Annotated in this window: 22 protein-coding genes and 3 tRNA genes; 8 read left to right on the forward strand and 17 right to left on the reverse strand. The window is 34.5% G+C overall.

The window, feature by feature from the left end; genetic code table 11:
- Positions 1–152: 152 nt before the first annotated feature.
- The 15 genes from ftsH to CYK16_RS08450 form a co-directional block, all read right to left on the reverse strand.
- The gene (gene ftsH / locus CYK16_RS08385; RefSeq protein ID WP_060806048.1) at positions 153–2,111 is read right to left on the reverse strand and encodes an ATP-dependent zinc metalloprotease FtsH; all 1,959 of its coding nucleotides are present in this window, start codon (positions 2,109–2,111) and stop codon (positions 153–155) included.
- A 15-nt stretch (positions 2,112–2,126) separates the two neighbouring features.
- Positions 2,127–2,669 carry a hypoxanthine phosphoribosyltransferase gene (hpt, locus tag CYK16_RS08390; RefSeq protein WP_000892176.1) on the reverse strand — a complete coding sequence of 181 codons (543 nt, stop codon included), beginning with the start codon at positions 2,667–2,669 and terminating at the stop codon, positions 2,127–2,129.
- A 4-nt stretch (positions 2,670–2,673) separates the two neighbouring features.
- Complete coding sequence (gene tilS, locus CYK16_RS08395) at positions 2,674–3,951, reverse strand: tRNA lysidine(34) synthetase TilS (protein ID WP_060806047.1); 1,278 nt, start codon at positions 3,949–3,951, stop codon at positions 2,674–2,676.
- Positions 3,948–5,216, reverse strand: coding sequence for a serine hydrolase (locus CYK16_RS08400; RefSeq protein WP_060806046.1), 1,269 nt, complete (start codon positions 5,214–5,216; stop codon positions 3,948–3,950). Before CYK16_RS08400 ends, tilS begins: the two co-directional genes overlap by 4 nt.
- Positions 5,209–5,331, reverse strand: coding sequence for an SP_0009 family protein (locus CYK16_RS10930; protein WP_049524858.1), 123 nt, complete (start codon positions 5,329–5,331; stop codon positions 5,209–5,211). Before CYK16_RS10930 ends, CYK16_RS08400 begins: the two co-directional genes overlap by 8 nt.
- Positions 5,332–5,335: 4 nt before the next feature.
- Positions 5,336–5,704, reverse strand: coding sequence for a septum formation initiator family protein (locus tag CYK16_RS08405; RefSeq protein ID WP_060806045.1), 369 nt, complete (start codon positions 5,702–5,704; stop codon positions 5,336–5,338).
- On the reverse strand, positions 5,697–5,963 hold the full coding sequence (locus CYK16_RS08410) for an RNA-binding S4 domain-containing protein (RefSeq protein ID WP_001234978.1): 267 nt from the start codon (positions 5,961–5,963) through the stop codon (positions 5,697–5,699). Before CYK16_RS08410 ends, CYK16_RS08405 begins: the two co-directional genes overlap by 8 nt.
- Positions 5,964–6,020: 57 nt before the next feature.
- On the reverse strand, positions 6,021–9,530 hold the full coding sequence (mfd, locus tag CYK16_RS08415) for a transcription-repair coupling factor (RefSeq protein WP_060806044.1): 3,510 nt from the start codon (positions 9,528–9,530) through the stop codon (positions 6,021–6,023).
- Positions 9,531–10,100 (reverse strand): aminoacyl-tRNA hydrolase, encoded by a 570-nt coding sequence (pth, locus tag CYK16_RS08420; RefSeq protein ID WP_060806043.1) that lies wholly within the window; start codon positions 10,098–10,100, stop codon positions 9,531–9,533.
- Between the two features lie 71 nt (positions 10,101–10,171).
- The gene (gene ychF / locus CYK16_RS08425) at positions 10,172–11,287 is read right to left on the reverse strand and encodes a redox-regulated ATPase YchF (protein ID WP_001218707.1); all 1,116 of its coding nucleotides are present in this window, start codon (positions 11,285–11,287) and stop codon (positions 10,172–10,174) included.
- Positions 11,288–11,371: 84 nt separating this feature from the next.
- The gene (locus CYK16_RS08430; protein WP_042751911.1) at positions 11,372–11,566 is read right to left on the reverse strand and encodes a DUF951 domain-containing protein; all 195 of its coding nucleotides are present in this window, start codon (positions 11,564–11,566) and stop codon (positions 11,372–11,374) included.
- A 64-nt stretch (positions 11,567–11,630) separates the two neighbouring features.
- Positions 11,631–12,767, reverse strand: a complete 1,137-nt coding sequence (gene dnaN, locus CYK16_RS08435) for a DNA polymerase III subunit beta (protein ID WP_060806041.1) — start codon at positions 12,765–12,767, stop codon at positions 11,631–11,633.
- A 158-nt stretch (positions 12,768–12,925) separates the two neighbouring features.
- The gene (gene dnaA / locus CYK16_RS08440; protein ID WP_060806040.1) at positions 12,926–14,287 is read right to left on the reverse strand and encodes a chromosomal replication initiator protein DnaA; all 1,362 of its coding nucleotides are present in this window, start codon (positions 14,285–14,287) and stop codon (positions 12,926–12,928) included.
- 211 nt (positions 14,288–14,498) lie between these two features.
- A complete protein-coding gene (locus tag CYK16_RS08445; protein ID WP_101776887.1) occupies positions 14,499–15,257 on the reverse strand; it encodes a ParB/RepB/Spo0J family partition protein in 759 nt (252 codons plus the stop codon).
- A 57-nt stretch (positions 15,258–15,314) separates the two neighbouring features.
- Positions 15,315–16,496: a S1C family serine protease gene (locus CYK16_RS08450; protein WP_060806039.1), complete on the reverse strand. Its 1,182-nt coding sequence runs from the start codon at positions 16,494–16,496 to the stop codon at positions 15,315–15,317.
- A 182-nt stretch (positions 16,497–16,678) separates the two neighbouring features.
- Between CYK16_RS08450 and rlmH the strand changes: the two genes are divergently transcribed.
- From rlmH to CYK16_RS08485, 7 genes are all read left to right on the forward strand, one after another.
- Positions 16,679–17,158, forward strand: coding sequence for a 23S rRNA (pseudouridine(1915)-N(3))-methyltransferase RlmH (rlmH, locus tag CYK16_RS08455; RefSeq protein ID WP_084926930.1), 480 nt, complete (start codon positions 16,679–16,681; stop codon positions 17,156–17,158).
- A gap of 43 nt (positions 17,159–17,201) precedes the next feature.
- Positions 17,202–17,275, forward strand: a tRNA-Arg gene (locus CYK16_RS08460).
- Between the two features lie 163 nt (positions 17,276–17,438).
- Complete coding sequence (comC, locus tag CYK16_RS08465) at positions 17,439–17,561, forward strand: competence-stimulating peptide ComC (protein ID WP_101776888.1); 123 nt, start codon at positions 17,439–17,441, stop codon at positions 17,559–17,561.
- A gap of 12 nt (positions 17,562–17,573) precedes the next feature.
- Positions 17,574–18,899 (forward strand): competence system sensor histidine kinase ComD, encoded by a 1,326-nt coding sequence (gene comD, locus CYK16_RS08470; RefSeq protein ID WP_101776889.1) that lies wholly within the window; start codon positions 17,574–17,576, stop codon positions 18,897–18,899.
- Positions 18,896–19,648, forward strand: coding sequence for a competence system response regulator transcription factor ComE (gene comE / locus CYK16_RS08475; RefSeq protein WP_000866061.1), 753 nt, complete (start codon positions 18,896–18,898; stop codon positions 19,646–19,648). Before comD ends, comE begins: the two co-directional genes overlap by 4 nt.
- 51 nt (positions 19,649–19,699) lie before the next feature.
- Positions 19,700–19,771: transfer RNA gene (locus CYK16_RS08480), tRNA-Glu, on the forward strand.
- Positions 19,772–19,776: 5 nt separating this feature from the next.
- Positions 19,777–19,850, forward strand: a tRNA-Asn gene (locus CYK16_RS08485).
- A 70-nt stretch (positions 19,851–19,920) separates the two neighbouring features.
- Here the strand turns inward: CYK16_RS08485 and CYK16_RS08490 are convergent.
- A complete protein-coding gene (locus tag CYK16_RS08490) occupies positions 19,921–20,463 on the reverse strand; it encodes a TetR/AcrR family transcriptional regulator (RefSeq protein ID WP_101776890.1) in 543 nt (180 codons plus the stop codon).
- A gap of 127 nt (positions 20,464–20,590) precedes the next feature.
- Between CYK16_RS08490 and CYK16_RS08495 the strand changes: the two genes are divergently transcribed.
- Complete coding sequence (locus CYK16_RS08495; protein ID WP_101776891.1) at positions 20,591–23,233, forward strand: YhgE/Pip domain-containing protein; 2,643 nt, start codon at positions 20,591–20,593, stop codon at positions 23,231–23,233.
- Between the two features lie 26 nt (positions 23,234–23,259).
- Here the strand turns inward: CYK16_RS08495 and CYK16_RS08500 are convergent, their stop codons facing one another.
- Complete coding sequence (locus tag CYK16_RS08500) at positions 23,260–25,803, reverse strand: YfhO family protein (RefSeq protein WP_060806033.1); 2,544 nt, start codon at positions 25,801–25,803, stop codon at positions 23,260–23,262.
- Position 25,804 lies beyond the last annotated feature (1 nt).

Genomic DNA, 25,804 nt, shown 5'->3' on the forward strand with positions numbered 1-25,804 from the left:
TTAAACTTATCAAACGAAATGCCTTTGGATTTCGGAACTTTGAAAACTTCAAAAAACGAATTTTTATCGCTCTCAATATCAAAAAAGAAAGGACAAATTTCGTCCTTTCTAGATCTTAGCTTTTCTTCAACCCACTACAGTTGACAAAGAGCCTATTTTTCATCATTCATTTTTGACTTTACTTCATCATAGGATAGTGCATGTGATTCTTCTTCTACTGTTTCAGGCATCTTTCCTGTTTCGTAAAGAGATTTAATTTGTGTACTATCCAATGTTTCGTATTTCAATAATGCTTCTGCAATCAACTTGTGAGTTTCACGATTTGACTGAATAATTTCAGCAGCTTTATTTCGTGCTTCATTCAATAATGAACGAACCTCTTCGTCAATTTCATAAGCTGTTTGTTCTGAAATTGATTTTTGAGAGCTTTGTGCACCAAACATGGCATGATTACCCTCATATTGTACCGGACCAAGTTTTTCACTCATACCGTACTCTGTAACCATTGCACGAGCCATCTGTGTAGCTTGTTCAAAGTCATTTGAAGCTCCTGTCGTTTGGACATTAAAGATGATTTCTTCAGCTACACGTCCACCCATTAAACCAGCCAATTGCTCTTTCATATCTTCTTTAGATAGAAGCATTTGATCTTCCTTAGGAAGTGCAATCATGTAACCACCTGCACGGCCACGTGGTACAATTGTAACCTTATGGACAACGCGGGCATTCGATAAGACTAGACCAACAATGGTATGTCCAGCCTCATGGTAAGCAACCAATTCACGTTCTTTTTGTGAAACTGTCTTATCTTTCTTAGAAGGACCAGCAATAACTCTATCTTCTGCTTCATCAATATCTGAGGCATCAATTATTGATTTATTGCGACGAGCAGCGACTAAAGCCGCTTCATTCAATACATTCTCTAAATCAGCACCAACAAAACCTGGAGTTTGTTGAGCCACTAATTTCAAATCAACATCTTCTGCTAAAGGCTTGTTCTTAGCATGAACTTTCAAGATTGCTTCACGACCTTTAACATCAGGGCGACCAACCAATACTTTTCTATCAAAACGTCCTGGACGCAAAAGGGCAGGATCAAGTACATCTGAACGGTTTGTCGCAGCGATAACGATAATCCCTTCATTTCCCTCAAAACCGTCCATCTCAATCAAGAGTTGGTTCAAGGTTTGTTCACGTTCGTCATTACCTCCGCCAAGACCGACTCCACGTTGACGTCCAACAGCATCAATTTCATCAATAAAGATAATAGCTGGTGCTGCTTTTTTGGCATCTTCAAAAAGAGAACGAACACGACTAGCTCCAACTCCAACAAACATTTCTACAAAGTCAGAACCTGAGATACTAAAGAATGGGACACCTGCTTCTCCGGCTACTGCCTTAGCAAGCAAAGTTTTACCTGTTCCCGGAGGTCCCTCCAAAAGAACACCTGCTGGAATACGGGCTCCAAGTTTTGTAAATCGTTTTGGATCTTTTAAAAATTCAACAACTTCAACTAGTTCTTGTTTTTCTTCCTCAGCTCCAGCAACATCTGAAAATCTTACTTTAATATCTTCTTTATTTGCAGCTTTAGCCTTACTACGTCCAAAACTCATTGGGTTACGGCTATTATTTCCTCCCATATTTCCCATCATAGAGAATAGGAAGAAGAATAGAATACCGAATGGCACAATGGATACAAGAATATTAATCCACATACCACTTGAACTTTCATGCTTAACAGTTACTTCTGCCTTATGGTCAGAAGCAAGTTTTTGCAATTCTGATACTGTAGTATCTGAAGGAAGAATAATACTTGAAAATTTCTCTACTGTTGTAGCAGAAGGAGAAAAGAACTGGATACCTGTTTCTTCTTTACTTGTTTTAGGATTTTTATAAACACCTGAAACTTCGATAACACTGCCATTTGGTTGGTAGGTTAATTCTTTTACGTTGTCATCGGTAATTTCTTTTACCAATTCTGTATAATTAATTTGCTCACTTTTCCCTGCAACACTACCTGTACTAAAATACTGATAACCTGTAACTAGGAGAAAAATAAGTAATAACCATAGAAAAGGATTTTTAATTAAACCATTATTTTGTTTTTTCATTAAAAATTGTTCTTTCTAATTTGAATACACTTCTTCTTTCAATACTCCAACATAAGGAAGGTTACGATAATTTTCTTTGTAGTCTAAACCATAACCTACTACAAACTCATTTGGGATAGTAAAGCAGGTATAGTCTGCCTCAATTTCTACAACACGTCCTTCTGGTTTATCCAACAAGGTTGCAATGTTAACAGAAGCTGCTTCTCTTGCAATAAACATATCTCGCAAATTCTTCAAAGTTTGACCTGTATCAATGATATCTTCTACAAATAGAACATGTCTTCCTTTAATATCTTGAGTTACATCTTGCTTGATATTGATGACACCACTACTTGCTGTTCCACCATGGTAGCTAGAAACCATCATGAAGTCCATTTCAATATGTGTATCGATATGTTTGACCAATTCAGCCATAAAAGGAATAGATCCTTTTAAAATCCCAACTAAAATTGGATTTTTTCCTGCATAGTCTTTAGTGAGTTGAGCACCTAATTTTTTAGCAGCTTCTGTAATTTCGTCATGTGAAACAAGGATTTTTTTAATATCGTTTTCTAACATTTTTTTACCTATCTATTTTTTCTATATAAAGTACAGTGTTCATTATATCATTTTTCGTGTTTTTACTCAAATTACTGGTCGCAATTCCCAAAATTGAGACAATTTCACCAAATTGCTCAATAATCAACGCAGATTTTCGCTTTTCCATAGGGATTTTCAAATCAATGAATAGACGTCTTAGTTTTTTTCTATGCCCATTTTGAATCAAAAAATCTCCTGTTTTTCGATGACGAATGTGTATAGATGTTTCCCGTGAAACAGGTACCTGCTGAATTAATTCACCTTCTAAAGGAAGTCCAAAGGAAAATAAATAACCTTGGTAAGATACCTGATTTTGATAGTGTAACACAAGTTCATCTTCCTTTTCATCAGCCTGCGGACTGATTTTACAAATCTGAAACTGTTGATACTCTTTTACTAATTCATAACCATTTTTAAGCGGATGACGATACTGGCTTTTAGTTTTTAAAATTTGTCTAACTTCTTCAAACTGAGCTTTTGTAAGATTCAAATTTGGAAAACGATTCAGATAAGTTTGAAGTAAAACTCTTTGTGTAGACTCAGAGTAAGACAATAGCTTCTCTAAATTTTTTACATCAATATTCTTTGATAATTCAGCTATTGCCAAATCATAATCTAAAATTTCATTGCCGATACTTAAGATTGCATCTCTAAATCGAGGATTTTCTTTTTCTAAATCTGGTAAATAAGAATTTCGAATACGATTGCGAAAATAATGATTTTCCTGATTTGATGTATCTTCAAAGTGAAAAATTGATGGAAAGTCTTTTTTCTGAAAATGCAAGAAGGGACGAATAATTTCTATCTCTCCTACTACTTGCTTCTCCTTAATTCCTGATAGATAGCGCAAGCGAGTACCTCGAATCAAGCGCATCAAAATCGTTTCCACCTGGTCATCAGCATGGTGGGCAGTGACTAAGGCTGTAGCACCTGTCTTTTTCATGACCTCTTTAAAAAAATCATAACGAAAATCTCGAGCCCGTGCTTCTGAAAATTCTCCTGAAAAATCGCTGATATAAATAGGAAGCTCTGCTTCAGCAGCCAACTTCCTTAATTCCTGTTCTTCCCAATCTGATTCTACTCTCTGCTTATGATTCACATGAGCTAGAATCAATTCAATTTCTAACTCTTTTTGATAAGTAGATAATACCTTAAATAGAAACATAGAATCTAACCCACCAGAAAGAGCTAGCACCACCTTAGTATGCTTTTTGAAATATCCCTTCTTGAGAAAATGATTTAAAAAATCTTGTTCCCTCATTTTAAAACCTCATAAACATCCTTGGATATCTGAGAAATTGTATCATAATCAGAATTCTTAGTGAAAATAGAAAGAATAAATGGAGAATCTGCGTAGACAACACCCGTATCATGCTTAAATTCGTCCGCATCCCCAATTTTATGAGCTACCTTCACAGAAACACCTTTGGCAATTCGCTGATTATCAAAATCTGTTTTAGTCAAAGACTCTAGCACAAATCCATTTTGATTATAAATGGCTTCCATAACCTTCCCAGCCATCTTGGAAGAAATCAATTTTTCTTTTGGATCCCAATCATCTCCCGTAATGGCAGACATCTTGGATTTGAATGTGGCATCAGATTGGTTTGAAATGTAATAACCCAATATATTATGAGCTACATTATCAGATTCTTTTGATACTTTCGTAATTAAATCCCTTAAAGAATACTCTTTATTATCCTCTTTTTTAGGAAGACTACCACTTCCCTCTGGTTTATAAGAACCTGAAAAATCATTGACTGCAGATACATATTTTACAGTCGTATCTAACTGATAAAGACCCTCATTTATTTTTTCTTGCGTATAATAAAGATAAGGGAGTTTCAAAACACTAGCTGCATACATCTTTTCATCTTGATTGATACCAGCTTCTTTTCCAGTAGTCAGTTGCTTAACATAAATAGAGAAAGAATATTTCTGATATTTTTCAGATAACATTTCTTGAACTTTACTCATCCGATTATCTTCTTCAGAAGTTGATTCTTTAGCTACCCATCCAGCCTGATCAATATGTAAAAATTCTCTTCCTTCTACAAACATGGTCTTGTCGATTGATACTTGCGAATAAGCTGATAAGGATGATTTCACTTCTTTTAAGTCATAAGGACTATTGTACAGTTTAAAATCAGATTCTAACCATACTTTTTTTATTGTAGGAGTTACCTCTGACTGATCGTATAAAAATCGTTTGTCCGCAGCTATAAATTGATGATTTGATAGCTTAAATACCGGAATTCCTTGTTTATTTAAGCGCCACTCAGTTATTTGAAAACTTGTTTTGGGAGTCAATTTTCCAGATTCCACTACTAAATCTTCATTCGCATAAACAGGAACCTCTCCATAAACCATGGGAGAACTTAGCTTTTCTCTAAAATAAATACCAAAGTCAGATTGTGAAAGGTAATAAATTTCTTTCGAAGTATAGACTACTTCTTTTTCTGTGCTAACGACTTTTGAAATAGTCAAAAAACTTGGTAGCAACAAAATAATTAAGAATTTACGCATTCTTCCTTTCCTTTTCTTCTTGTAAACGCAATAATTGATTTTTATCAGCCAACTCTTCCAGCTTTTCATCTGATAAACTCAAAAATTTCTCAATTACGTCTAGTAAATTTTCCATTTTATCACCTTTGAAGCAAGTCAGGAATCGTATAAACTATTTCCCTCGACTTAGAATAATAGTACTTCGCTCGTGTATATTTGGCAGCATAATCCTCATCTTTCAACTTGGTAGCAAATGCTGTCTCCTTATCCTTTTCATCACTCAAAGTTTGATACTGAGTTTGCAAGTCTGATAATTGCTGACGTCTTTGGAGTAATTGCTGATAACTCTGCGCTAAATTAAAAGTTGGCAAGATAAATAATAGCATAATCAAAATCAATACCCACCCCATAAAACGATTCCGTTTTTGTCGTTCTTTCATCAGGTAGCGACGACGTTGATATTCATTTTGAATAAAAGAATTATTCAATTGTACAATATTTTTAGACATTTTCTTCTACCCGTGTTTCACTGATAATTTCATACATGCCTGCTGCATCTTCTTTTTTTGTGCTATCTTTCATCTCTAGTACTTTGACAAGTAGCAACTTATTTCCAAAACGAATTTCAACTTGGTCATTAACTTTCAAATCCGTTGAACTTTTGGCCAAGATTCCATTCACCTTGATTCTGCCTTTATCTGCTACTTCTTTTGCGACTGTACGACGCTTGATAATTCGCGATACTTTTAAATATTTGTCTAATCTCATCCTTATTACCTCAACTTATTATTGTACCATTTTTATCTATTTTATAGAAGAAAAATATCAAATGGAATTTTCTTTCTTAGACTCTTTTATCTCTAATAAATTTTCTCCAAAAATCAGCAGACCTTCTAAAATTTCATAATCTTTCTTATTTTGGACATCAAATACAAGCTCCATTAATCCCTTATTCTCAGCGATGCCTGCTTTTAAGTTCGTTGCGGATAAAGCTTTAAAATAATCTTGAGCTAAAAACAGTCGTTGAGTGACTTTTTCAAATTGAACTGTAATTTTATTATCTTTTCTTTCCACACGTTGAACAAAGACCTTGTCCAAATATGACTTGACTAAACCAATCTCTAAAAGATAGGCTACTACATCTGGGTATTCTCCAAAACGGTCTATCAACTCCTCTTGTAACTCTTCATAATTGACACGGTTGTCAATTTGACGAATTTTTTTATAAATTTCAATCTTATGTCGTTGGTCTGAAATATAAGTATCAGGAAGATAGGCATCAATTTGCAAAATCAACTCAGCATTCCCTTTGGTTCTTGTGTTAGCATTAGCATTACCATTTCGTTTAGCAATAGCTTCCTCTAATAACTGCGAATATAATTCAAAACCAACAGAATCAATGAAACCAGACTGGGATTTTCCTAAAAGATTTCCTGCTCCACGAATCGAAAGATCTCGCATAGCAATCTTAAATCCAGATCCCAATTCTGTAAATCCTTTAATCGCTTCTAATCTCTTTTCAGAGACTTCACTAATCGATTTTTCTGGACGATACATGAGATAGGCATAAGCAATACGATTACTACGACCGACTCTTCCTCTTAACTGATACAAGGTTGACAAGCCCATATGATCTGCATTTTCAATAAATAAGGTATTGGCATTTGGAATGTCCACCCCTGTCTCAATAATGGTAGTCGTCACCAAGATATCGTATTGTCCCTCAATAAAGTCTAGTAGAGTATTTTCCAACTGGATTTCACTCATTCGACCATGAACATAACCAATCGAAGCCTCTGGAATCAACTCCTGTAATTCTGAAACCTTCTGGTCAATCGTGTCAACTTTGTTGTAAAGATAGTAAACTTGACCTCCACGCTCCATTTCACGCAAAACAGCATCACGAATGACACTATCATTCTTTTCCAAAACATAGGTTTGCACTGGATAACGATTAGTCGGCGGAGTTTCAATAACAGACAAATCTCTGATTCCCAGCATAGACATATGGAGAGTACGAGGGATTGGAGTAGCGGTCAAAGTTAGGACATCCACTTGTTTCTTCAGTTCTTTCAAGGTTTCCTTATGCTTGACACCAAATCGCTGTTCCTCATCAATAATCATCAAGCCTAAATCAGCAAACACAACATCTTTTGACAAAACACGATGTGTTCCAATTAAAATATCAACTTGACCGTTTTTCAATTTTTCAAGTGTTTCGGTCTGCTCTTTTTTACTTCTAAAGCGACTCAACACATCAATATTAACTGCAAAATTTTGGAATCGTTCCTTAAAATTAGTATAGTGCTGTTGCGCTAAAACCGTCGTCGGAACTAAGACGACCACCTGTTTGTGATCATTGACTGCCTTAAAGGCTGCACGCATAGCAACTTCAGTCTTTCCAAAACCAACATCTCCAACTAAAAGTCGATCCATGGGATGAGAATCCTGCATATCCCTCTTGATTTCCTCAATACTACGCAGTTGATCATCCGTTTCAACATAAGGGAAGGCATCATCAAAAGCATGTTGATCCTCATCATCAGCTGAGAAAGCAAACCCCTTCAACTGGCTGCGTTCAGAATAAAGTTTAATTAAATCGTCAGCTATATCCTCTACCTGGTTCTTAACTTTTTGCTTGGCCTTTTTGAAATGACCATCATTTAATTTATTTAGTTTAGGTGCTTTACCGTCACTTGAAACGTATTTGGAAAGTAGATGAATCTGTTCCACTGGGATAGAGATTTGATCCCCGTTTTGGTATTGAACACTAACATAATCACGGTGAATCCCTTTGATTTCAATGGTTTCAATTCCTAGGTATTGACCAATTCCATGAATGTGGTGAACAACGTAGTCCCCTTTTTCAAGTTCATTATAATCTTTTAATCGCTCTGCGTTTGAAACATGTTGTCTTCGAAAACGACGTTTCAATTTCTTTTGAAAAATCTCATGTTCAGTTATCAACAAAACCTTTTCATCTACAAAATGAAAACCATGTCTGAGATTACCCTCGATTAAGTTTACAGATCCTTTACAAATGCTTGACTTATTTCTGGAATCCAATTTAATCTGATATTCCTCTAACACATCCTCCAATGTTTTACTTCCCATTGAATTGCTAGACTGCAGAATAATGGTGTAATCCATTTTTTTATATCGTTCAATTTCTTCTTTTAGAAAAGAAAATTGATTGAAAAATTCCTGCATGGGATATTGATTAAATTGATAAATTTGGTCAAACTTGAGATTTCCTAACCCCTTTTGCAGATTAGAAAAAAAGGTCACTGGGCTTTGTTTTTTATAGATTTTCTCAGTATCCGCAAAATACTGCATATCAGAAAATGCTTTACTATTCTGTAACTCTTCTGTAAAGTATTGTGCTAACTCCCTTTCAAAGACTTCATACTGATTCATCAATTTTTGATAATCATCAAAGAATATTGGTATGTCTTTTTCAATATAATCAAAGACAGTCCATGTCTTTTCATAACACAAAGATAAAAATTTCCGGTAATCAGAATGAATTTGTTTTTGGTGAAAACTTGAAAGAATTTCTTCTAAGTATGATTTTAAAATAGGTGATAAAGTCTTTGAAATTTGTTTTTCTAAAGCTGACTGACCTCGTTGATAATCCTTTTCTCTCAAAATTATGTCGCTAGCTGGAAATATGGTGAGTTCTGTCTGATTTTCTTTCGATAATTGTGTTTCGACTTCAAATAACCTAATACCATCGACTTCATCACCAAAAAACTCAATTCGGCAAGGTTCTAACTGGGATATTTCAAAAATATCTAAAATATCTCCTCGCAGACTAAATTCGCCCTGAGTTTGTACTTGTGTAACTTTTCGATAGCCTATCTCTTTTAACTGATGGATAAGTGCGTGTTGGTCATATTCTTCACCAACTGCAATTTTTATAATGCTTTCTTTAAATCCAGTCGGAGAAGGTAAAAACAATCGACTTGCTGCAATATTACAAACTAAAATCCCTCTCCTAGATGAATCAGTCAAAAAACGCAAGGCTTCAACCCGTGAAATGATTTTTTCTTGTGAAGACATCAAAAACTCGACCATAGGGGAGTCATCTACCAAAAATGGATAGACAAGTTCCTCACCCAAGATAGAGATAAGATCACTAACAAGTCCTTCTGCTTCTCCATAAGTTGATGTCAATAAAACAATCTTATCTTCTTTTTCTAAACTGCTTGCAATTGCAAGAGCCTTAGTAGACGTTGATAAACCTAGTATTAGTTGTCTTTTCTTATCTGTTAAATTTTGATGCCATTTTTTTATCTGATCATTTTCTGAGAATAAATCTAATAAGGTCACCATTTATCCGTTATACCTCTGCATCGTTTTTTCAAAGTTTTTCTCTTGTAAATAGTAGTTTACAGAATCGTCAACCTTGTCAATAGACTGTAAAATACCGATATAATCATCCCTGTCAAACTTACTCAAAACATGGTTAACAACCGACATGCCATTTTTAGGTCTTCCGATTCCAATCTTAACACGATTAAAGGTCTGAGTCCCCATATGTTGAATAATAGACTTGATACCATTATGACCACCTGCGGATCCCTTTGCTCTTAAACGAATCTTTCCAACTTCCATGTCAAGATCATCGTAAATGATGAGTAAATCTTCAATATCCAAACCATAATAAGTCAATAAAGCATGAACCGCTTTTCCACTTTCATTCATAAAGGTCGTTGGTTTGACAAGATAAATTTTTTCTCCATTTAGGAAAAAGGATGCTAGGTCAGCTTGAAATATCTTATCGTGTGTAAAAGTGACATTCTGTTTCTTCGCTAGTTGGTCAATCAACATAAATCCAACATTGTGTTTTGTTTCAAAATATTTTTCCCCTGGATTTCCCAAGCCTACAAGTAATTTAGTCATTTATTTTTCCTTTCAAAAGCCAAAAGGGTTGGAATTTTTTTCCAACCTAATTGACACCGTTTATTAATTTTTTAGACATTGAAGCGGAATTCCATGATATCGCCATCTTGAACGATATATTCTTTTCCTTCTTCACGCAAGCGTCCAGCTTCTTTTACGGCCTTTTCAGACCCGTATTTCACTAGATCCTCATATGACATGGTTACTGCACGAATAAAGCCTTTTTCAAAGTCTGAGTGGATAATACCAGCTGCTTGAGGAGCCTTCATACCACGTTTGAACGTCCAAGCTCGAACTTCTTTTTCACCAGCTGTGAAGTAAGTTCCCAGTCCAAGTAAGTGGTAAGCTGCACGCGTCAACTTATCTACACCTGATTCTGTCAAACCAATGGCTTCAAGAAACTCTTTTTTATCTTCATCGTCCAATTCAGAAATTTCTTCCTCAGCACGCGCAGAAATAACGACTACTTCAGCATTTTCTGTCGCTGCAAATTCACGAATTTGTTTGACATAGTCGATAGAGTCAGGTTCTGAAACCACATCCTCATCTACATTGGCAACATAAAGAACTGGTTTAGTTGTCAAAAGGAATAGACCTTTTACAACCTTTTGTTCCTCATCTGTGAATTCAATGGTACGTGCTGATTTCCCATCTTCAAGGACTGGTTTAATTTTTTGAAGAACATTAAACTCTGCCACTGATTCTTTATCTTTTTGCGTACGTGCCATCTTTTCTACACGCGCATATCGTTTGTTCACTGATTCTAAGTCAGCAAGAATCAATTCCAGATTAATTGTATCAATATCTGCAAGTGGATCTACAAAGGCGTCTTCACGTCCTTGTTCACGCATAACATTTTCATCATCAAAAGCACGAACTACATGAACAATCGCATCTACTTCACGGATATTGGCCAAGAATTTATTCCCTAGTCCTTCTCCTTTTGAAGCTCCTTTTACAATCCCTGCAATATCTGTAAATTCAAATGTTGTTGGAACTGTCTTTTTAGGAGTAATCATTTCAGTTAGTTTTTGTAGGCGTTCATCTGGAACTTCCACCATTCCAACGTTTGGGTCAATAGTCGCAAATGGGTAGTTAGCTGCCTCTGCTCCTGCTTTTGTAATTGCATTAAATAGTGTTGATTTACCAACGTTTGGCAAACCAACGATACCTGCTGTTAAAGCCATATTTTCTCATTCTCCGTTTTTATTTCAATCCCTAATATTATAACACAAAAAGGGAAAACTTGCTAACCCTCTAACTAAGGGGTCTTAGTCAATAATTTTATTCATTTTTCGATCAAAATCATAGCGCCCCATCATGACAATATGGTCACAATTACTGCATTTTATTTTGATATCTGCTCCTACACGTGTAATTTCCCAACGATTAGCCTTTTTACCAGTTGACTTGATAGTACAAGCATGTGGTTTTTTCATCTCAACAAAATTTCCAACTTGATACATACTACTCTCCTTTTCTTTTTCGATTATATCATAAAAGAGGCGAGCTAGGCTCAACCTCTTTCACTTAATTTGTACGAACTGGTGTAATGAGTTGCATGAAGTCCTCATCAGTGTCTGCTGGAACAAGAGTAAATGGACGAACAGCTGAGATAAAGCTAATGGTCACCTTTTCGCTATTTAAAGCCTTGAGGGAATCAATCAAATAAGTTGGATTGAAACTAATGGTCAAATCTTCACCAGTAACTTGATCAGTATCGATTTCTTCGTTTACTTTACCAACTTCTGGAGAGTGAACATGGGCGCTAACAACCCCATCTTTAATTTCAAGTTTCACAGTACCATTTTGAGTCGCACTTGATAAAAGACGAGCACGTTCCATTGACTGGCGTAAGTTTACAACATCAAAAGTAATAGTAGTATTAAAGTCTGTCGGAATCAAGCGATCTGTATCAGGATAGTTTCCTTCTAACAAACGTGTGTAGAAGCTAATATTTTCGCTTCTAAAGAGGATTTGATTGTTAGCAAAGAAAATCTCTACAGTTTCGATATCATCTGTAAATACCGCTGAAAATTCGCGTAGAGAACGGCTAGGAATCACGACATCAAAATCATCACTATTTTTCTCAAGCGTTAATTTTTTCTGGCTTAGTCGATGAGAATCTGTTGCCACTGTTTTTAGCTCCTTGTGTTGACTCAATACAAAATGAACACCTGTTAAAATCGGACGACTCTCTTGTGTACTTGCAGCAAAAGCTGTTTCATTGATAATTTTCTTGAGTAATTTTGTTTCAAGAACCAAAGGAGTGCTTGCTGAAATTTCTTGGATTCGTGGGTACTGTTCGCTATCTTTTCCTTTTAGGGTAATTTCTGATTTGCCACTCGTTAAAACAATTTGATTTTGTTCAATTTCTTTAAAATCAAGAGTCACATCAGGTAGACTAGATATCACATTGATGAAGAAAGAAGCTTCAAGAAGGATCGAACCTAAAGAAGTAATTAATAGACCAGCATCTTCATTTTTTTGAGAAATAAAATTTTCAATTGAAATTTGACCATTTGAACCAATTAAAGTAACACCTTCATTGGTCACGTCAATTTTGACAGTTGATAAAATAGGAATGGCATTTTTAGAACTAATAGCTCTTTTAGTTGTATTTAAGGCTTGTAGAAATAAATTTTTATTAATTGAAAAATGAATCATGGATTCTCCTTTATTTATTTTTAGTATTAGAAGGATAATAGTAATAATAGAGTCTGTGAAATCTGTGGGAAACAGACTTTAAACAAGTCATATCAAGTTTTTTGGCTTGTTTAAAAAATGTGGATAAAAAAGATAAAAAAGCGAAAGTTATCCACAAGTTATTTTATTTTCTTTTTGATGGATTCAATTTCTAAACGTAAATTATCGTCTTCATCAATCAAAGATTTAATTTTTGCATGGGCATGAATGACTGTTGTATGATCTTTTCCACCAAATTCCTTCCCAATTTTTGGAAGACTATTATCTGTTAGTTCTCTAGATAAATACATGGCTACTTGACGGGCCAAAACGATATTTTGAAGGCGTCTGCTTCCCTTCATTTCTTTGACGCTGACACCATAAAAGTTACCGACTTCATTTTGGATTTTATCAATTGGGATGACGAGCATTTGGCTAACATCTTGTTTGCGAGCTCTAATAGCTTCTGCAGCAATATCAATAGTGATATCCTTGATTTTTTTTACTCGGGCAATTAAAGTGATGTCGTTGATGGCTCCCTCAAGATCTCGAACATTTGAATCAAATTGCCCAGCTAGGTATTCTAGAGTATCACTTTGGAAATTGTAGCCTAAATGTTCCGTTTTACTTTGTAAAATGGCAATACGTGTTTCAAAGTCAGGGGGTGTGATAGTTTGTGTCAATCCCCAACTAAAGCGCGTGACAAGCCTCTCCTCGAGCCCTTCTAGATGTTTTGGACTACGATCACTGGTTAGGACAATCTGTTTTTGCTTGTCATGAAGGGCGTTAAAGGTATTGAAAAATTCTTCCTGAGTTGCGACTTTTTTTCCGCTGAGTGACTGGATATCATCGATTAACAAAAGATCAAGACTGCGGTAGGTCTTTTTAAACTTTTCCATTTCCCCAAGTCTTAGGTGATCAAGAAAGTCATTAATAAAGCTTTCAGCAGGTATGTATTTGACACGCGCATTGGGAATATTTTTCAGAATTTCATTTCCAATAGCGTTTAACAGGTGAGTCTTACCAAGCCCAGGTCCTCCATAGATAAAAAGAGGATTATAGGTCAAGGCTAAATCTTCAGAGACAGCCAAAGCGGCTGATACTGCCCAAACATTTCCATCCCCTTGAATAAAATTATCAAAGGTATACTTTTCTTTTAATCCCGTATCCGAATAAGGAATAGATGCTAACTTTGGACTATAGTCATAAAGAGTTGAAATTGTAGCTTCTTCAACTTGTGAGATAGCCGTATCTTGAGGTTTGGTGAAAATATAGTGGGGAGTTATCTCAGCATCATAAATTTCAAATCCGGCAACTACAATAATATCTTTTAGTTGTTTTTCCCAGACCATTTCCATTTCAGATCGTGGTAAAAATATAGTGGCAACATTTTCCTCTACCTTGATGAGTTCAGCTTGAATAGCATAGAAATCATACATGGATCGAGTCAGTCTTTCTTGAGCAAATTCTAATATACGATTCCAAAATTGTTTTTCTTTCAATCCTTTCTCCTCCTTTACTATTAAAAGTTTAATACTAGACCTATTTTACCATAGAGAACAAGAATTTTCCACAAGCTGTGAAAAATAATCCACAATGTTACCAAGTTTTATCCACAAGTTGGGGATAAAATCAGAAACTATTGATTTATTAAGCTTTTTATTGAAAAAAATAGTGGATAACCTTGTGAGATAAAAAAATAAAAGAACAGCCTTATTTCAGGCTGTTGATAATTCTACTGTATTCTTCTTGATTTGAGAAAGCAATAATGATTTTTCCACTATCTTTTTTAGACAGTTTGATTTCAATATCTAATCCGATTAGTTTTTTTAACTGTTCCTCTTCATTTTGTATGAAATAATCATTTTTTTGCTGTTTCTTTTGTTTTTTCTCTGTCAGAAGAGTTTCTAACTTTCTTACAGAAATGTCTTCCTCTATGATTCGTTGAAAGAAATAGTCTTGTTGTTCCTTATTCAACCCAACTAGCGAACGTGCATGTGCTTGTGATAGTTTGCCATTTTCTACTTCTGAGAGGATCTGTTCTGGCAAGGAAAGCAAGCGAATAGAGTTGCTGATATAAGGACGAGACTTTCCCATTTTATCTGCAATTTCAGCATGGGTAAATCCTTTCTCTACGAGAGATTCATAGGCGCGTGCTTCTTCTATTGGATTTAAATTTTCTCTTTGCAAATTTTCAATGATGGCCTGGACTATCATTTCTTGGTCTGAAAGCTGTTTAACAACAGCGGGGATAGACGTTAGACCAGCTAAAAGTGAAGCTCTATAGCGTCTCTCTCCTGCAAGGATTTCATAACCAATTACAGGAGATTGACGAACAATAATCGGTTGAATGACCCCATTTTCTTTAATAGACTGTGCTAGTTCATCTAGTTTTTCTCTATCAAATTCTTTTCGAGGTTGATAGGGATTTTTTTGTATATCCGTGATAGAAATTATTTCAAATTTTTCCATGATTCTACACTAACACATCTTTTCTTTTATGTAAAGCTTTCTTTACATAGATGTCAATTAAGATTCTAAATCACCTGAACTCTTGTCAAGTTTAATAGATGTAGTTTCTTCTTTACCGTTACGATAATAAGTTATTTTAATGGTGTCTCCAATAGAATGATTGTAAAGAGCACTTTGTAAGTCTGTTGATGAAGCAATCTCTTTGTCATCTACTTTTGTAATAACATCGTATTTTACAAGGTGACCATTGGCGGGCATATTACTTTGTACAGAACGAACAACTACACCAGATGTTACATTGCTTGGAATATTCAGTCTTCTAATATCACTTGTATTAATATTTGAGAGATTGACCATTTGAATGCCCAAAGCTGGACGAGTCACTTTTCCGTTCTTTTCTAATTGTTCAATGATATTGATAGCATCATTTGTAGGAATTGCGAAACCAAGACCTTCTACAGATGTTCCTCCATTTGTGGCAATTTTACTTGAGGTAATTCCGATAACCTGTCCTTGAATATTGATTAGTGGGCCACCAGAGTTACCTGGGTTAATAGCAGTATCAGTTTGGATGGCTTTTGTAGAAATGGCTTGTCCATCTTCCGATTTTAAGGATACATTTCGATTGAGACTGGATACGATACCTTGAGTGACAGTATTAGCATATTCAGAACCTAATGGGCTACCAATGGCAATAGCAGTTTCTCCTACGGTTAACTTGCTAGAATCACCAAATTCAGCTACTGTTGTCACTTTTTCTGAAGAGATTTTGACGACAGCAATATCAGAGAAAGTGTCAGCTCCGACGATTTCTCCAGGTACTTTAGTTCCATCTGACAAACGAATATCTACTTTGCTGGCACCATTTATAACGTGATTGTTGGTGACAATATAAGCTTCTTTATCATTCTTTTTATAAATAACCCCAGATCCTTCACTAGAGATTTGTTGAGAATCTGTATCAGTCTCATCATTGCCAAATACGCTATTTTGTCTGTTTGTTGAATAAGTAATAACAGAAACAACAGCATCTTTTACTTTATTAACAGCCTGTGTTGTTGAATTTTCGTTCTTATAGGCAGTTTGTGTAATAGTACTATTGTTGTTAGAGTTACTTACACCACTTTTTTGAGTTAGTTGAGCTATTGAAAAACTACCCAAGGCTCCACTAAAAAAGCTAATGACGATAACGACTAATAATTGAAACCATTTTTTGTAAAATGTTTTTAAATGTTTCATATTTGCCTCCATATTTTTAAATTACTGAAAGTATAAACTGACTAGCTTAATTATAACTTAAACACAAAAGTTTTTCACAGATTGTGGATAACTTTCTAAAATCTGTGGTTTTCTCGGTTAAAATTAACCTTTTATTTTGTGAATAAGATGTGAAAAAATAGAGAATATGTTAGAATAGAGTCATGAAAATTAAAGTTGTAACAGTTGGGAAACTGAAAGAAAAGTATTTAAAAGATGGTATCGCAGAGTATTCAAAACGAATTTCTCGATTTGCTAAGCTTGAAATGATTGAGCTAGCAGATGAAAAAACACCAGATAGGGCCAGTGAGTCAGAAAATCAAAAGATTTTAGAAATAGAAGGTCAGAGAATTTTATCAAAAGTTGGTGATCGTGATTTTGTTATTGTGTTAGCCATTGAGGGGAAAACACTTTCTTCAGAAGAATTTAGTAAGCAGTTAGAAGAAGCTTCTATAAAAGGATTTTCTACTCTTACATTTATTATTGGAGGGAGTCTGGGGTTAGCACAGGATGTAAAAAAGAGAGCCAATCTTTCTATTAGTTTTGGACGCTTAACCTTGCCCCATCAGTTAATGAGACTAGTACTTGTTGAACAAATCTATCGGGCTTTTACGATTCAGCAGGGATCACCCTATCATAAATAGAAAATTGACTTTTAATTGAATTTTTGGTAGAATAATTGTGTTAGGTCTCATAGCTCAGCTGGATAGAGCATTCGCCTTCTAAGCGAACGGTCGCAGGTTCGAATCCTGCTGGGATCAATATAGTAGCAAAGCTGGGAATTTTCCCGGCTTTTTTCTTAAAAAAGTACATTTGGGGAGAAAAAAATGACAGTTGAGAGAATTTTATCTAAAACGAAATTCCATTTTGTATAATAGTTTTTGTAAGTTAGCTTACAAGAAAAAACATTGAGGAGATTTTATTATGAAAAACACAGTTAAATTGGAACAGTTTGTAGCCTTGAAGGAAAAAGACTTACAAAAGATTAAAGGTGGGGAAATGAGAAGAATAGATAAAATATTCATTAATTTTCTTAAAAGAAGATAAGGGAGTGTCAGAATGAATTTTTTCTTAGTAGTAGATTTGATATTATATTTTTTTATTATTAGTCACAGTTACAGTTTAATTTGCAAAGGTCAAATAAAAGCAAAGGAACTATATTTTTTTGGTATCTATACATTACTAGTAGAAGCAGTACTTGAACTTCCCTTTTATCTCCTATATTTAGATGGGTTAGGAATTGCAACATTTTTATTTCCTTTGGGCTTATATTCCTATTTTAGATGGATTAAACAATATGAGAGGGCTAGAGGATTATTCCTAAGTTTACTACTATCTCTTTTATATGAGAGCACTCATACCTTTCTGTCCGTAACTTTCTCCTCTATAACAGGAGACAATTTTGTTTCACAATATCACGCCCCATTCTTTTTCGTTGTAACGGTGTTGACCTATTTTGTTGTCTTAAAAATCATTCATTATTTCCACTTGGAACTAGCCTATTTTGACAAGGACTACCTTTATCCTTTCTTGAAAAAAGTATTTTTTGCCTTACTACTGCTCCATATTGTATCTTTCGTTTCAAATATGGTAAGTACGATTAAACATTTGAATAGTTTTGGAAGTATTTTATCATCTATTGTTTTTATCTCGTTACTTTTGACCTTCTATGCAATGAATTCTCATAAAGTTCAAATGGAGAAAGAGATTGCGTTGAAGCAGAAGAAATTTGAACAGAAACATTTACAAAACTACACAGATGAAATTGTCGGACTGTATAATGAAATCCGTGGTTTTCGACATGACTATGCTGGAATGCTTGTCAGCATGCAGATGGCAATTGACAGTGGTGATTTACAGGAAATTGACAGAGTTTACAATGAAGTTTTAGTGAAAGCCAATCACAAACTGCGTTCAGATAAGTACACTTACTTTGATTTGAACAACATAGAAGATTCAGCTTTACGAAGTTTGGTTGCTCAGTCCATTGTCTATGCTCGAAATAATGGTGTAGAGTTTACACTGGAAGTAAAAGATACGATTACTACGCTCCAAATTGAACTATTGGATTTAGTTCGTATCATGAGCGTCTTATTGAACAATGCTGTTGAAGGATCAGCTGATAGCTATAAAAAACAAATGGAAGTAGCAGTTATTAAGATGGAAACTGAAACAGTTATTGTGATTCAGAATTCATGTAAAATGACGATGACTCCTTCAGGAGATCTATTTTCATTAGGATTCTCTACTAAGGGAAGAAATCGCGGGGTAGGATTAAACAATGTGAAAGAACTACTAGATAAGTACAATAATATTATTTTAGAAACAGAGATGGAAGGCAGTACATTTAGACAAATCATTAGATTTAAGAGGGAATTTGAATGAAAGTTTTAATTTTAGAGGATGTTATTGAACATCAAGTGAGACTAGAGAGAATATTGGATGAAATTTCGAAAGAATCGAATATTCCAATATCATACAAGACAACAGGAAAAGTTCGTGAATTTGAAGAATACATTGAAAATGATGAAGTAAATCAGCTTTATTTCCTAGATATCGATATTCATGGAATTGAGAAAAAGGGATTTGAGGTTGCTCAGCTCATTCGTCATTACAATCCTTACGCTATTATCGTCTTTATCACCAGTCGATCAGAGTTTGCGACTCTGACATATAAATACCAGGTATCAGCCCTAGATTTTGTTGATAAGGATATCAATGATGATATGTTTAAGAAGCGAATTGAGCAAAATATTTTCTACACTAAAAGTATGTTACTTGAAAATGAAGATGTTGTAGATTATTTTGACTATAATTATAAGGGAAATGATTTAAAAATCCCTTACCATGATATTTTGTATATTGAAACAACAGGTGTCTCTCATAAATTGCGCATTATTGGTAAGAATTTTGCAAAAGAGTTTTATGGTACCATGACAGATATTCAGGAAAAGGACAAACATACTCAGCGATTTTATTCTCCTCATAAGTCATTTTTAGTAAATATAGGCAATATCAGAGAAATTGATCGAAAAAATCTAGAAATTGTTTTCTATGAAGACCATCGTTGTCCTATTTCAAGATTAAAAATTAGAAAGTTAAAAGATATTTTAGAGAAAAAATATCAAAAGTGATTGACAATTAGTAAGAAATTGATATAATGGTTATATCTGCTACAGATAGAAGGTCCGTTGGTCAAGGGGTTAAGACACCGCCTTTTCACGGCGGTAACACGGGTTCGAATCCCGTACGGACTATTTTATCCGCCATAGCTCAGTTGGTAGTAGCGCATGACTGTTAATCATGATGTCGTAGGTTCGAGTCCTACTGGCGGAGTATAGATAAAAGGGAACACAACTGTGTTCCTCTTTTTGTATCAATTTGTATCAATTTGTATCAATTTGTATCAATTTGTATCACCAAGCATCTTCATAAGGAAGTCTGTTATTTCTTGAGGACTTTCTTTTTTTCCATGTGCAATCCAAGTTTGGCAGACACCAAAAAGTGCATGAGTTAGATAGATGCTACTATATTCTAATTCAGTGGTATTGAGATTCAGTTGAATAAATCGCTTTTGTAAATCTGTACTGAGCATGATATGAAGTTTATTTCGTAAGAAATTTTGAATTTCTTTAGTCCCGTTTTCAGAAAGCAGAGCAGCCAGAAGTGGTTCTGATTCTAGATATTCAAAGACTTCTAAAATAGCATCTCTTTTGTGATGAGCATGTTTTTGAAAAATATATTCAAATGTATGGAATAGCTTGCTTTGATAGTGCTCAATCATATCATACTTATCCTTATAGTGAGTATAGAAGCTGGAACGACTAATTCCAGCTTTGTCTGCTAACTTGACAGTAGAAATTTGATCAAATGGTTGTTCAATCAGTAATTGTACCATAGCATTTTCAATAGTTCTTTTTGTTTTTAAGCGTTTGTTACTTTCTTGCATATTTCCTCCTTGTAAACAAATTAGACTATATGTCTAAAAATGAATTTTTTATCTTGTAATTTAGATTTTTTAATGTATAATCTATTATATCAAAATTTTAGACAATATGTTTAAAAAAGGAGAAGCTATGTTTAAAGAATGGAAAGCAATTTTTAAAAAACCAACCTTTATTATTGTCATGATAGGGATTTCTCTTATTCCAGCTCTGTACAATATCATATTTTTGTCATCAATGTGGGATCCATATGGGAAATTGTCTGACTTACCTGTGGCAGTTGTCAATAATGATAAAGAGTCTTCCTATAATGGTAATACGATGTCTATAGGAAAAGACATGGTGTCAAATTTAAAAGAAAATAAAAGCTTAGATTTTCATTTCTTAGATGAAGAGGAAGGTAAGAAGGGCTTGGAAGATGGCGATTACTATATGGTAGTGACTTTACCAAGTGATTTATCTGAAAAAGCAGCTTCGATTTTAACGGATCATCCAGAGCAAATGCAAATCGATTATCAGACTTCAAGTGGTCATAGTTTTATTGCCAGCAAGATGAGTGATTCTGCGATGACACAATTAAAGCAGAATGTTTCTACCAATGTAACCGAGACCTATACTAAAGCTTTATTTGATAAGATGGTCGAATTAAAAGATGGTATGAGTCAAGCAGCTTTTGGTAGTGAAAAATTAACTGATGGAGCGAATCAATTAGTGACAGGAAGTAAAACATTAACTACTAACCTACACTCTTTAGCAGATTCAAGTTTAACATTTTCAAATGGAACGGAGCAGTTTACTAAAGGATTATCTGCTTATGTTTTTGGTGTTGAACAACTTCATCTTGGCTTAGGGAATTTTAATAGTGGCTTAGTTACATATGCTGGTGCAGTGAGTCAATTAGATAGCGGGTTAGGTCAATTATCTTCTAAAAGTCCTGAATTAGTAAGAGGAATCAATCAATTATATACTGGTGTAGAATCCTATACTGGCGGTGTTTCTCAGCTCAATACTGGTCTTAATCAATTTTCATCTGGTGTTAGTGCCTATACAAATGGAGTGGGAAATCTTGCAACAGGAGCCAATCAGTTATCTAGTCAATCAGCTACACTTCGAATGGGGGTGGAGCAATTAAGTGAAGGGATTCAACAACTTTCTAGCAAGTTAGATGCTTCGTCTGGGAAAAAAGATCAAATTAATCAATTATCTTCTGGTCTAAATCAGTTAAATCAAGCCATTCAAAATATTGATGTTGGAGATACAAAACAATTGTCTTCTGTTTTATCAAGTATAGTTTCTCTTTCTAATCAAATGCTAGTAAGTGCTCAGTCTGAAAAAGCAGCTACATTAGCCAATATTCAATCGACAGCAGCTTATCAATCATTGACAAGTGAGCAACAAGCTGAGATAAGTGCTTCTGTATCTCAAAATTCGACTGATAGTATTCAATCGGCTCAGTCAATTATAGCTTTAGTACAAGGTTTACAGGGAGGTTTAAAAAACTTACAAAATCAATCTTCAAATCTTTCGACATTAAAAAATAAAGCCAATCAAGTATTACCGATTGCTTCTACTTCTTTGACAGGATTGTCAAGTGGATTAACAGAAATGCAGGGAGCAGTGACGAGTAAATTAGTTCCTGCCAGTCAGTCGATTGCATCAGGTGTAAATGCATATACTGCAGGTGTTGATAAAGTTTCTCAGGGCGCAAGTCAACTAAGTGAAAAAAATTCCACCTTGACAGGTAGTTTGGATCAACTAGTTTCAGGCTCAAATACCTTGACACAAAAATCTTCTAGCTTGACAGCAGGAGTTGGTCAATTAGTTGAAAAAACTCCAGAATTAGTATCTGGTATTGAAAAATTATCAACTGGGTCTAATCAATTGAATCAAAAGAGTCAAGAATTAATGGCAGGAGTTGATAAATTACAATCAGGATCTGGTCAATTAGCAGACAAATCCAGTCAGTTACTTTCAGGTGCTTCTCAATTAGAGAATGGAGCTAATAAATTGGCAGATGGAGCTGGGAAACTTGCAGAAGGTGGAACAAAGTTAACTTCTGGATTGGAAGATTTACAGACAGGAGTTGTTTCTTTAGGACAAGGACTAGGTAATGCTAGTGATCAACTCAAATCAGCATCAACAGAATCTAAAAATGCAGAGATTTTGTCAAATCCACTCAATCTTTCAAAAACAGACAATGATCAAGTTCCTGTAAATGGGATTGCTATGGCTCCTTATATGATATCAGTCGCTCTCTTTGTCGCTGCATTATCAACAAATATGATTTTTGCTAAATTACCTTCAGGTCGTCATCCAGAGAGCCGTTGGGCTTGGTTGAAATCTCGAGCTGAAATAAATGGTATTATAGCTGTTTTAGCAGGAATTTTGGTATATGGAGGAGTTCATCTTATTGGTTTAACTGCTAATCATGAAATGAGAACATTTATTCTCATTATCCTAACAAGTTTAGTATTCATGTCCATGGTGACCGCTTTAACAACATGGAATAGCCGTATAGGAGCTTTCTTCTCTCTTATTTTGCTTTTATTACAGTTAGCATCAAGTGCAGGTACCTATCCACTTGCCTTGACAAATGATTTCTTTAGAGCTATTAATCCCTGGTTACCAATGAGTTATTCGGTTTCGGGATTACGACAAACAATCTCTATGACAGGAAATATTCATCATCAAGTCATTTTCCTTGCTGTGATATTAGCCCTATTTACTGGTTTAGGTATGCTAGCCTATCGACCTAAGAAAATGGAAGAAAATTAAAAAAATCGACCAACTGGTCGATTTTTTTATGTCTTAGATGACTTTCGTTTGTGATTATAGATTGCAAATAGTAAAAGAGAAGTAAAGGAACAGATTGCTCCAATAACAAACCCATTGGGAATAAAGGAAAGTGTAATAGTTCCTTTTCCCTTAGGAACGTCAACTTTCATAAAGCCAGTTTGAGCTTGTTTAATTTCTATTTTCTTACCATCTTGGTAGGCAGACCAACCTTTGTCATAAGGAATGGTGAAGAAAATAGACGTATCTTGTTGAACATCATATGTAGCAAAAACCTTATTTTTAGAAGTTGATACTGTTACAGGTTGCTCTTTAATTTTTTGAATGGCCTCGGTGAAAGTTTGGGTATCTAAACGATAGAAGGTAGGAGATTCAAATGATACTTGAGAATTTCCAGGGAAACTAACATGAATATTGAAAGTTTTTGTATATTTTGTATAGCCTAGATTAAAGAAGGAGAAGACATTATCAGTTGTAAAAGTTTTCTTTTCTCCATTTACAAGGATGTCAACCTTTTTTTGTTTGTCATTAGAAAAGTGAAGATTTGTGAAAGAAAGATAAACTTGGCTGTTTTCTGGCACTGCAATTTGATACTGGATTGCTGCATCCTCATTTGAAGAACCTGTGACACTAATCAAATCATTAGTATTTTCTATTTTGTCATAAGGGATTGGAGAAAAATAATCAAAATCGACGTTAGCAAGTTGATTTAAAAACGAGGCCTGATTATCTAGAGTGTGTTCAGTGAACTTGACATCATTGTAAACAGATTGACTAGCAAATGCAATCGGGAGAGAGAATTGATTTTCATATAGGGTAAGATTATCTTTTTGATAGATATCTTTAAAACCATATTTATCAATAGGACTGTCTGAGATATTGTACTGGATACCAAATAAACTATCAGCCAAAATACTATTATTGGCATAACGGAGATTTAGATTAGTCCCAGAGGATTTAAAACCAAGTTTATCCAAAGTAGAGCTTGCTGAACGATTTCGAACAGATGAAAATTGAGAGATTCCATTATAGTTGAATTTCATACTGTCATTTCCTGTCTGAGTTTGTAGTTTTTCAGTACGAGTAAATTGATTTCCAATATATGTTGAGAAAGATTCCATAGCTGGGATATCTCGATTATATGCATTTCGAGAAGCAAAACCCCATTCCTTAGCAATTCCGTCTATTTGAGATGAAGCATTTAAACTTATTTCAACTATTATAAATAAAGAGATTAGAATGGTAAACAGATTCACAGAGATAAACTTTTTGATAACTGCAAGGAGTAAAAGCGAATAGACAACCAAAAATTCAAGAGTCAGCAGAATATTCAAATCTGTTAAAAAAGAATAATGTGATTTTAGATAGATGGTAGCTAAAAATCCTGTTACTATAAGAAAAAGCGAAACTAAAAAATTCCAGATTTTAATTTCTTTCAGACGATTTAAGACTTCTGCTGCTGTGTAAATTAACAAGGTAGAGAAAATCCAAGAATAGCGATGTAAAAACATATTTGGAGTATGCATACCTTGCCAAAATAAATCAAGAGCTTCTATATAAAAGCTGGCAATTAGAAATGCAAAGAAAATTGCATAGATAAGTTTTACGTGAAACTTAATGGATTTCAGCGTAAAAAATAAAATGGTCAAAATAAAGGGAAGTAGTCCAACAAAAATCATTGGGATGGCCCCATACTTTGTTGTATCAAAGGAACCGATGAATTGCTTAGCAAAGAGATCAAGATACCAGCTACTTTCAGTTTGAAACTTTGTAACTTCAGTTAATTTTTCTCCATGTGTCTGTAAATCAAATAGGGTAGGAAGAGTCAGAATCAAACTAGTCATACCAGCTAAAAAGGAGATAACTATGAAATCAAGAACAGATGATTTTAGAGTCTTAAAGTCCCACGAAATTTGACAGAGATACCAGAAAATAAGAAACAATACTGTCATATATCCAAAATAATAATTTTGAATAAACAAAATTGACAGACTTGTAAAGTACAATAGGAATTTCTTTTCAGTGATAAGCAGGTGTAAACCAGTGATAATGAAAGGAATCAAGATAAAAACATCTAGCCAGGTTTTTATCTCTAATTGACTGACAGTGAAACTCATCAGAGCATAGGAAGTAGATAAAGCTAGTTTTAAAGGCTTAGGAATCGATTGAAATAATTTATTTAAACTAAAGTAAGTTGACAAACCAATCAATCCAAATTTTAAGAGAGTTGTCAGATAGACAGCATCTGGCATATTAGTTAGATCAAAAAAGTAAACTAGTGGTGAAAAGAAACTACCCAAGTAATAACTAGATAGGGCATAGAAATTCAATCCGAGGCCACTTGTAAAGGTGTAAAACAGACTACCATTTCCATGTAGAATATTTCTTAGAGCTATATCAAAAATAACGTATTGATGAAAGCCATCTCCTAATAGTGGAGATGTATCGCTATTCCAGTAGATACCTTGAGATAGATATACTCCTATCATAATGATTATGGGAATGATAAAAGAAACAAAATAGGTCCAATATGTTTTAAAAAATAATTTCATG

The organism is Streptococcus oralis subsp. dentisani (assembly GCF_002860905.1).
GTDB lineage: Bacteria > Bacillota > Bacilli > Lactobacillales > Streptococcaceae > Streptococcus > Streptococcus oralis_BA.

Coding starts and splice junctions, on each gene's coding strand:
- CYK16_RS08405 (WP_060806045.1), bottom strand. CDS start 5,704: ATGTCTAAAAATATTGTACAATTGAATAATTCTTTTATTCAAAATGAA.
- comD (WP_101776889.1), top strand. CDS start 17,574: ATGAATTTTTTCTTAGTAGTAGATTTGATATTATATTTTTTTATTATT.
- hpt (WP_000892176.1), bottom strand. CDS start 2,669: ATGTTAGAAAACGATATTAAAAAAATCCTTGTTTCACATGACGAAATT.
- rlmH (WP_084926930.1), top strand. CDS start 16,679: ATGAAAATTAAAGTTGTAACAGTTGGGAAACTGAAAGAAAAGTATTTA.
- CYK16_RS08445 (WP_101776887.1), bottom strand. CDS start 15,257: ATGGAAAAATTTGAAATAATTTCTATCACGGATATACAAAAAAATCCC.
- CYK16_RS08500 (WP_060806033.1), bottom strand. CDS start 25,803: ATGAAATTATTTTTTAAAACATATTGGACCTATTTTGTTTCTTTTATC.
- dnaN (WP_060806041.1), bottom strand. CDS start 12,767: ATGATTCATTTTTCAATTAATAAAAATTTATTTCTACAAGCCTTAAAT.
- ftsH (WP_060806048.1), bottom strand. CDS start 2,111: ATGAAAAAACAAAATAATGGTTTAATTAAAAATCCTTTTCTATGGTTA.
- CYK16_RS08495 (WP_101776891.1), top strand. CDS start 20,591: ATGTTTAAAGAATGGAAAGCAATTTTTAAAAAACCAACCTTTATTATT.
- CYK16_RS08410 (WP_001234978.1), bottom strand. CDS start 5,963: ATGAGATTAGACAAATATTTAAAAGTATCGCGAATTATCAAGCGTCGT.
- comE (WP_000866061.1), top strand. CDS start 18,896: ATGAAAGTTTTAATTTTAGAGGATGTTATTGAACATCAAGTGAGACTA.
- CYK16_RS08400 (WP_060806046.1), bottom strand. CDS start 5,216: ATGCGTAAATTCTTAATTATTTTGTTGCTACCAAGTTTTTTGACTATT.
- comC (WP_101776888.1), top strand. CDS start 17,439: ATGAAAAACACAGTTAAATTGGAACAGTTTGTAGCCTTGAAGGAAAAA.
- CYK16_RS10930 (WP_049524858.1), bottom strand. CDS start 5,331: ATGGAAAATTTACTAGACGTAATTGAGAAATTTTTGAGTTTATCAGAT.
- pth (WP_060806043.1), bottom strand. CDS start 10,100: ATGACTAAATTACTTGTAGGCTTGGGAAATCCAGGGGAAAAATATTTT.
- ychF (WP_001218707.1), bottom strand. CDS start 11,287: ATGGCTTTAACAGCAGGTATCGTTGGTTTGCCAAACGTTGGTAAATCA.
- CYK16_RS08430 (WP_042751911.1), bottom strand. CDS start 11,566: ATGTATCAAGTTGGAAATTTTGTTGAGATGAAAAAACCACATGCTTGT.
- tilS (WP_060806047.1), bottom strand. CDS start 3,951: ATGAGGGAACAAGATTTTTTAAATCATTTTCTCAAGAAGGGATATTTC.
- CYK16_RS08490 (WP_101776890.1), bottom strand. CDS start 20,463: ATGCAAGAAAGTAACAAACGCTTAAAAACAAAAAGAACTATTGAAAAT.
- CYK16_RS08450 (WP_060806039.1), bottom strand. CDS start 16,496: ATGAAACATTTAAAAACATTTTACAAAAAATGGTTTCAATTATTAGTC.
- mfd (WP_060806044.1), bottom strand. CDS start 9,530: ATGGTGACCTTATTAGATTTATTCTCAGAAAATGATCAGATAAAAAAA.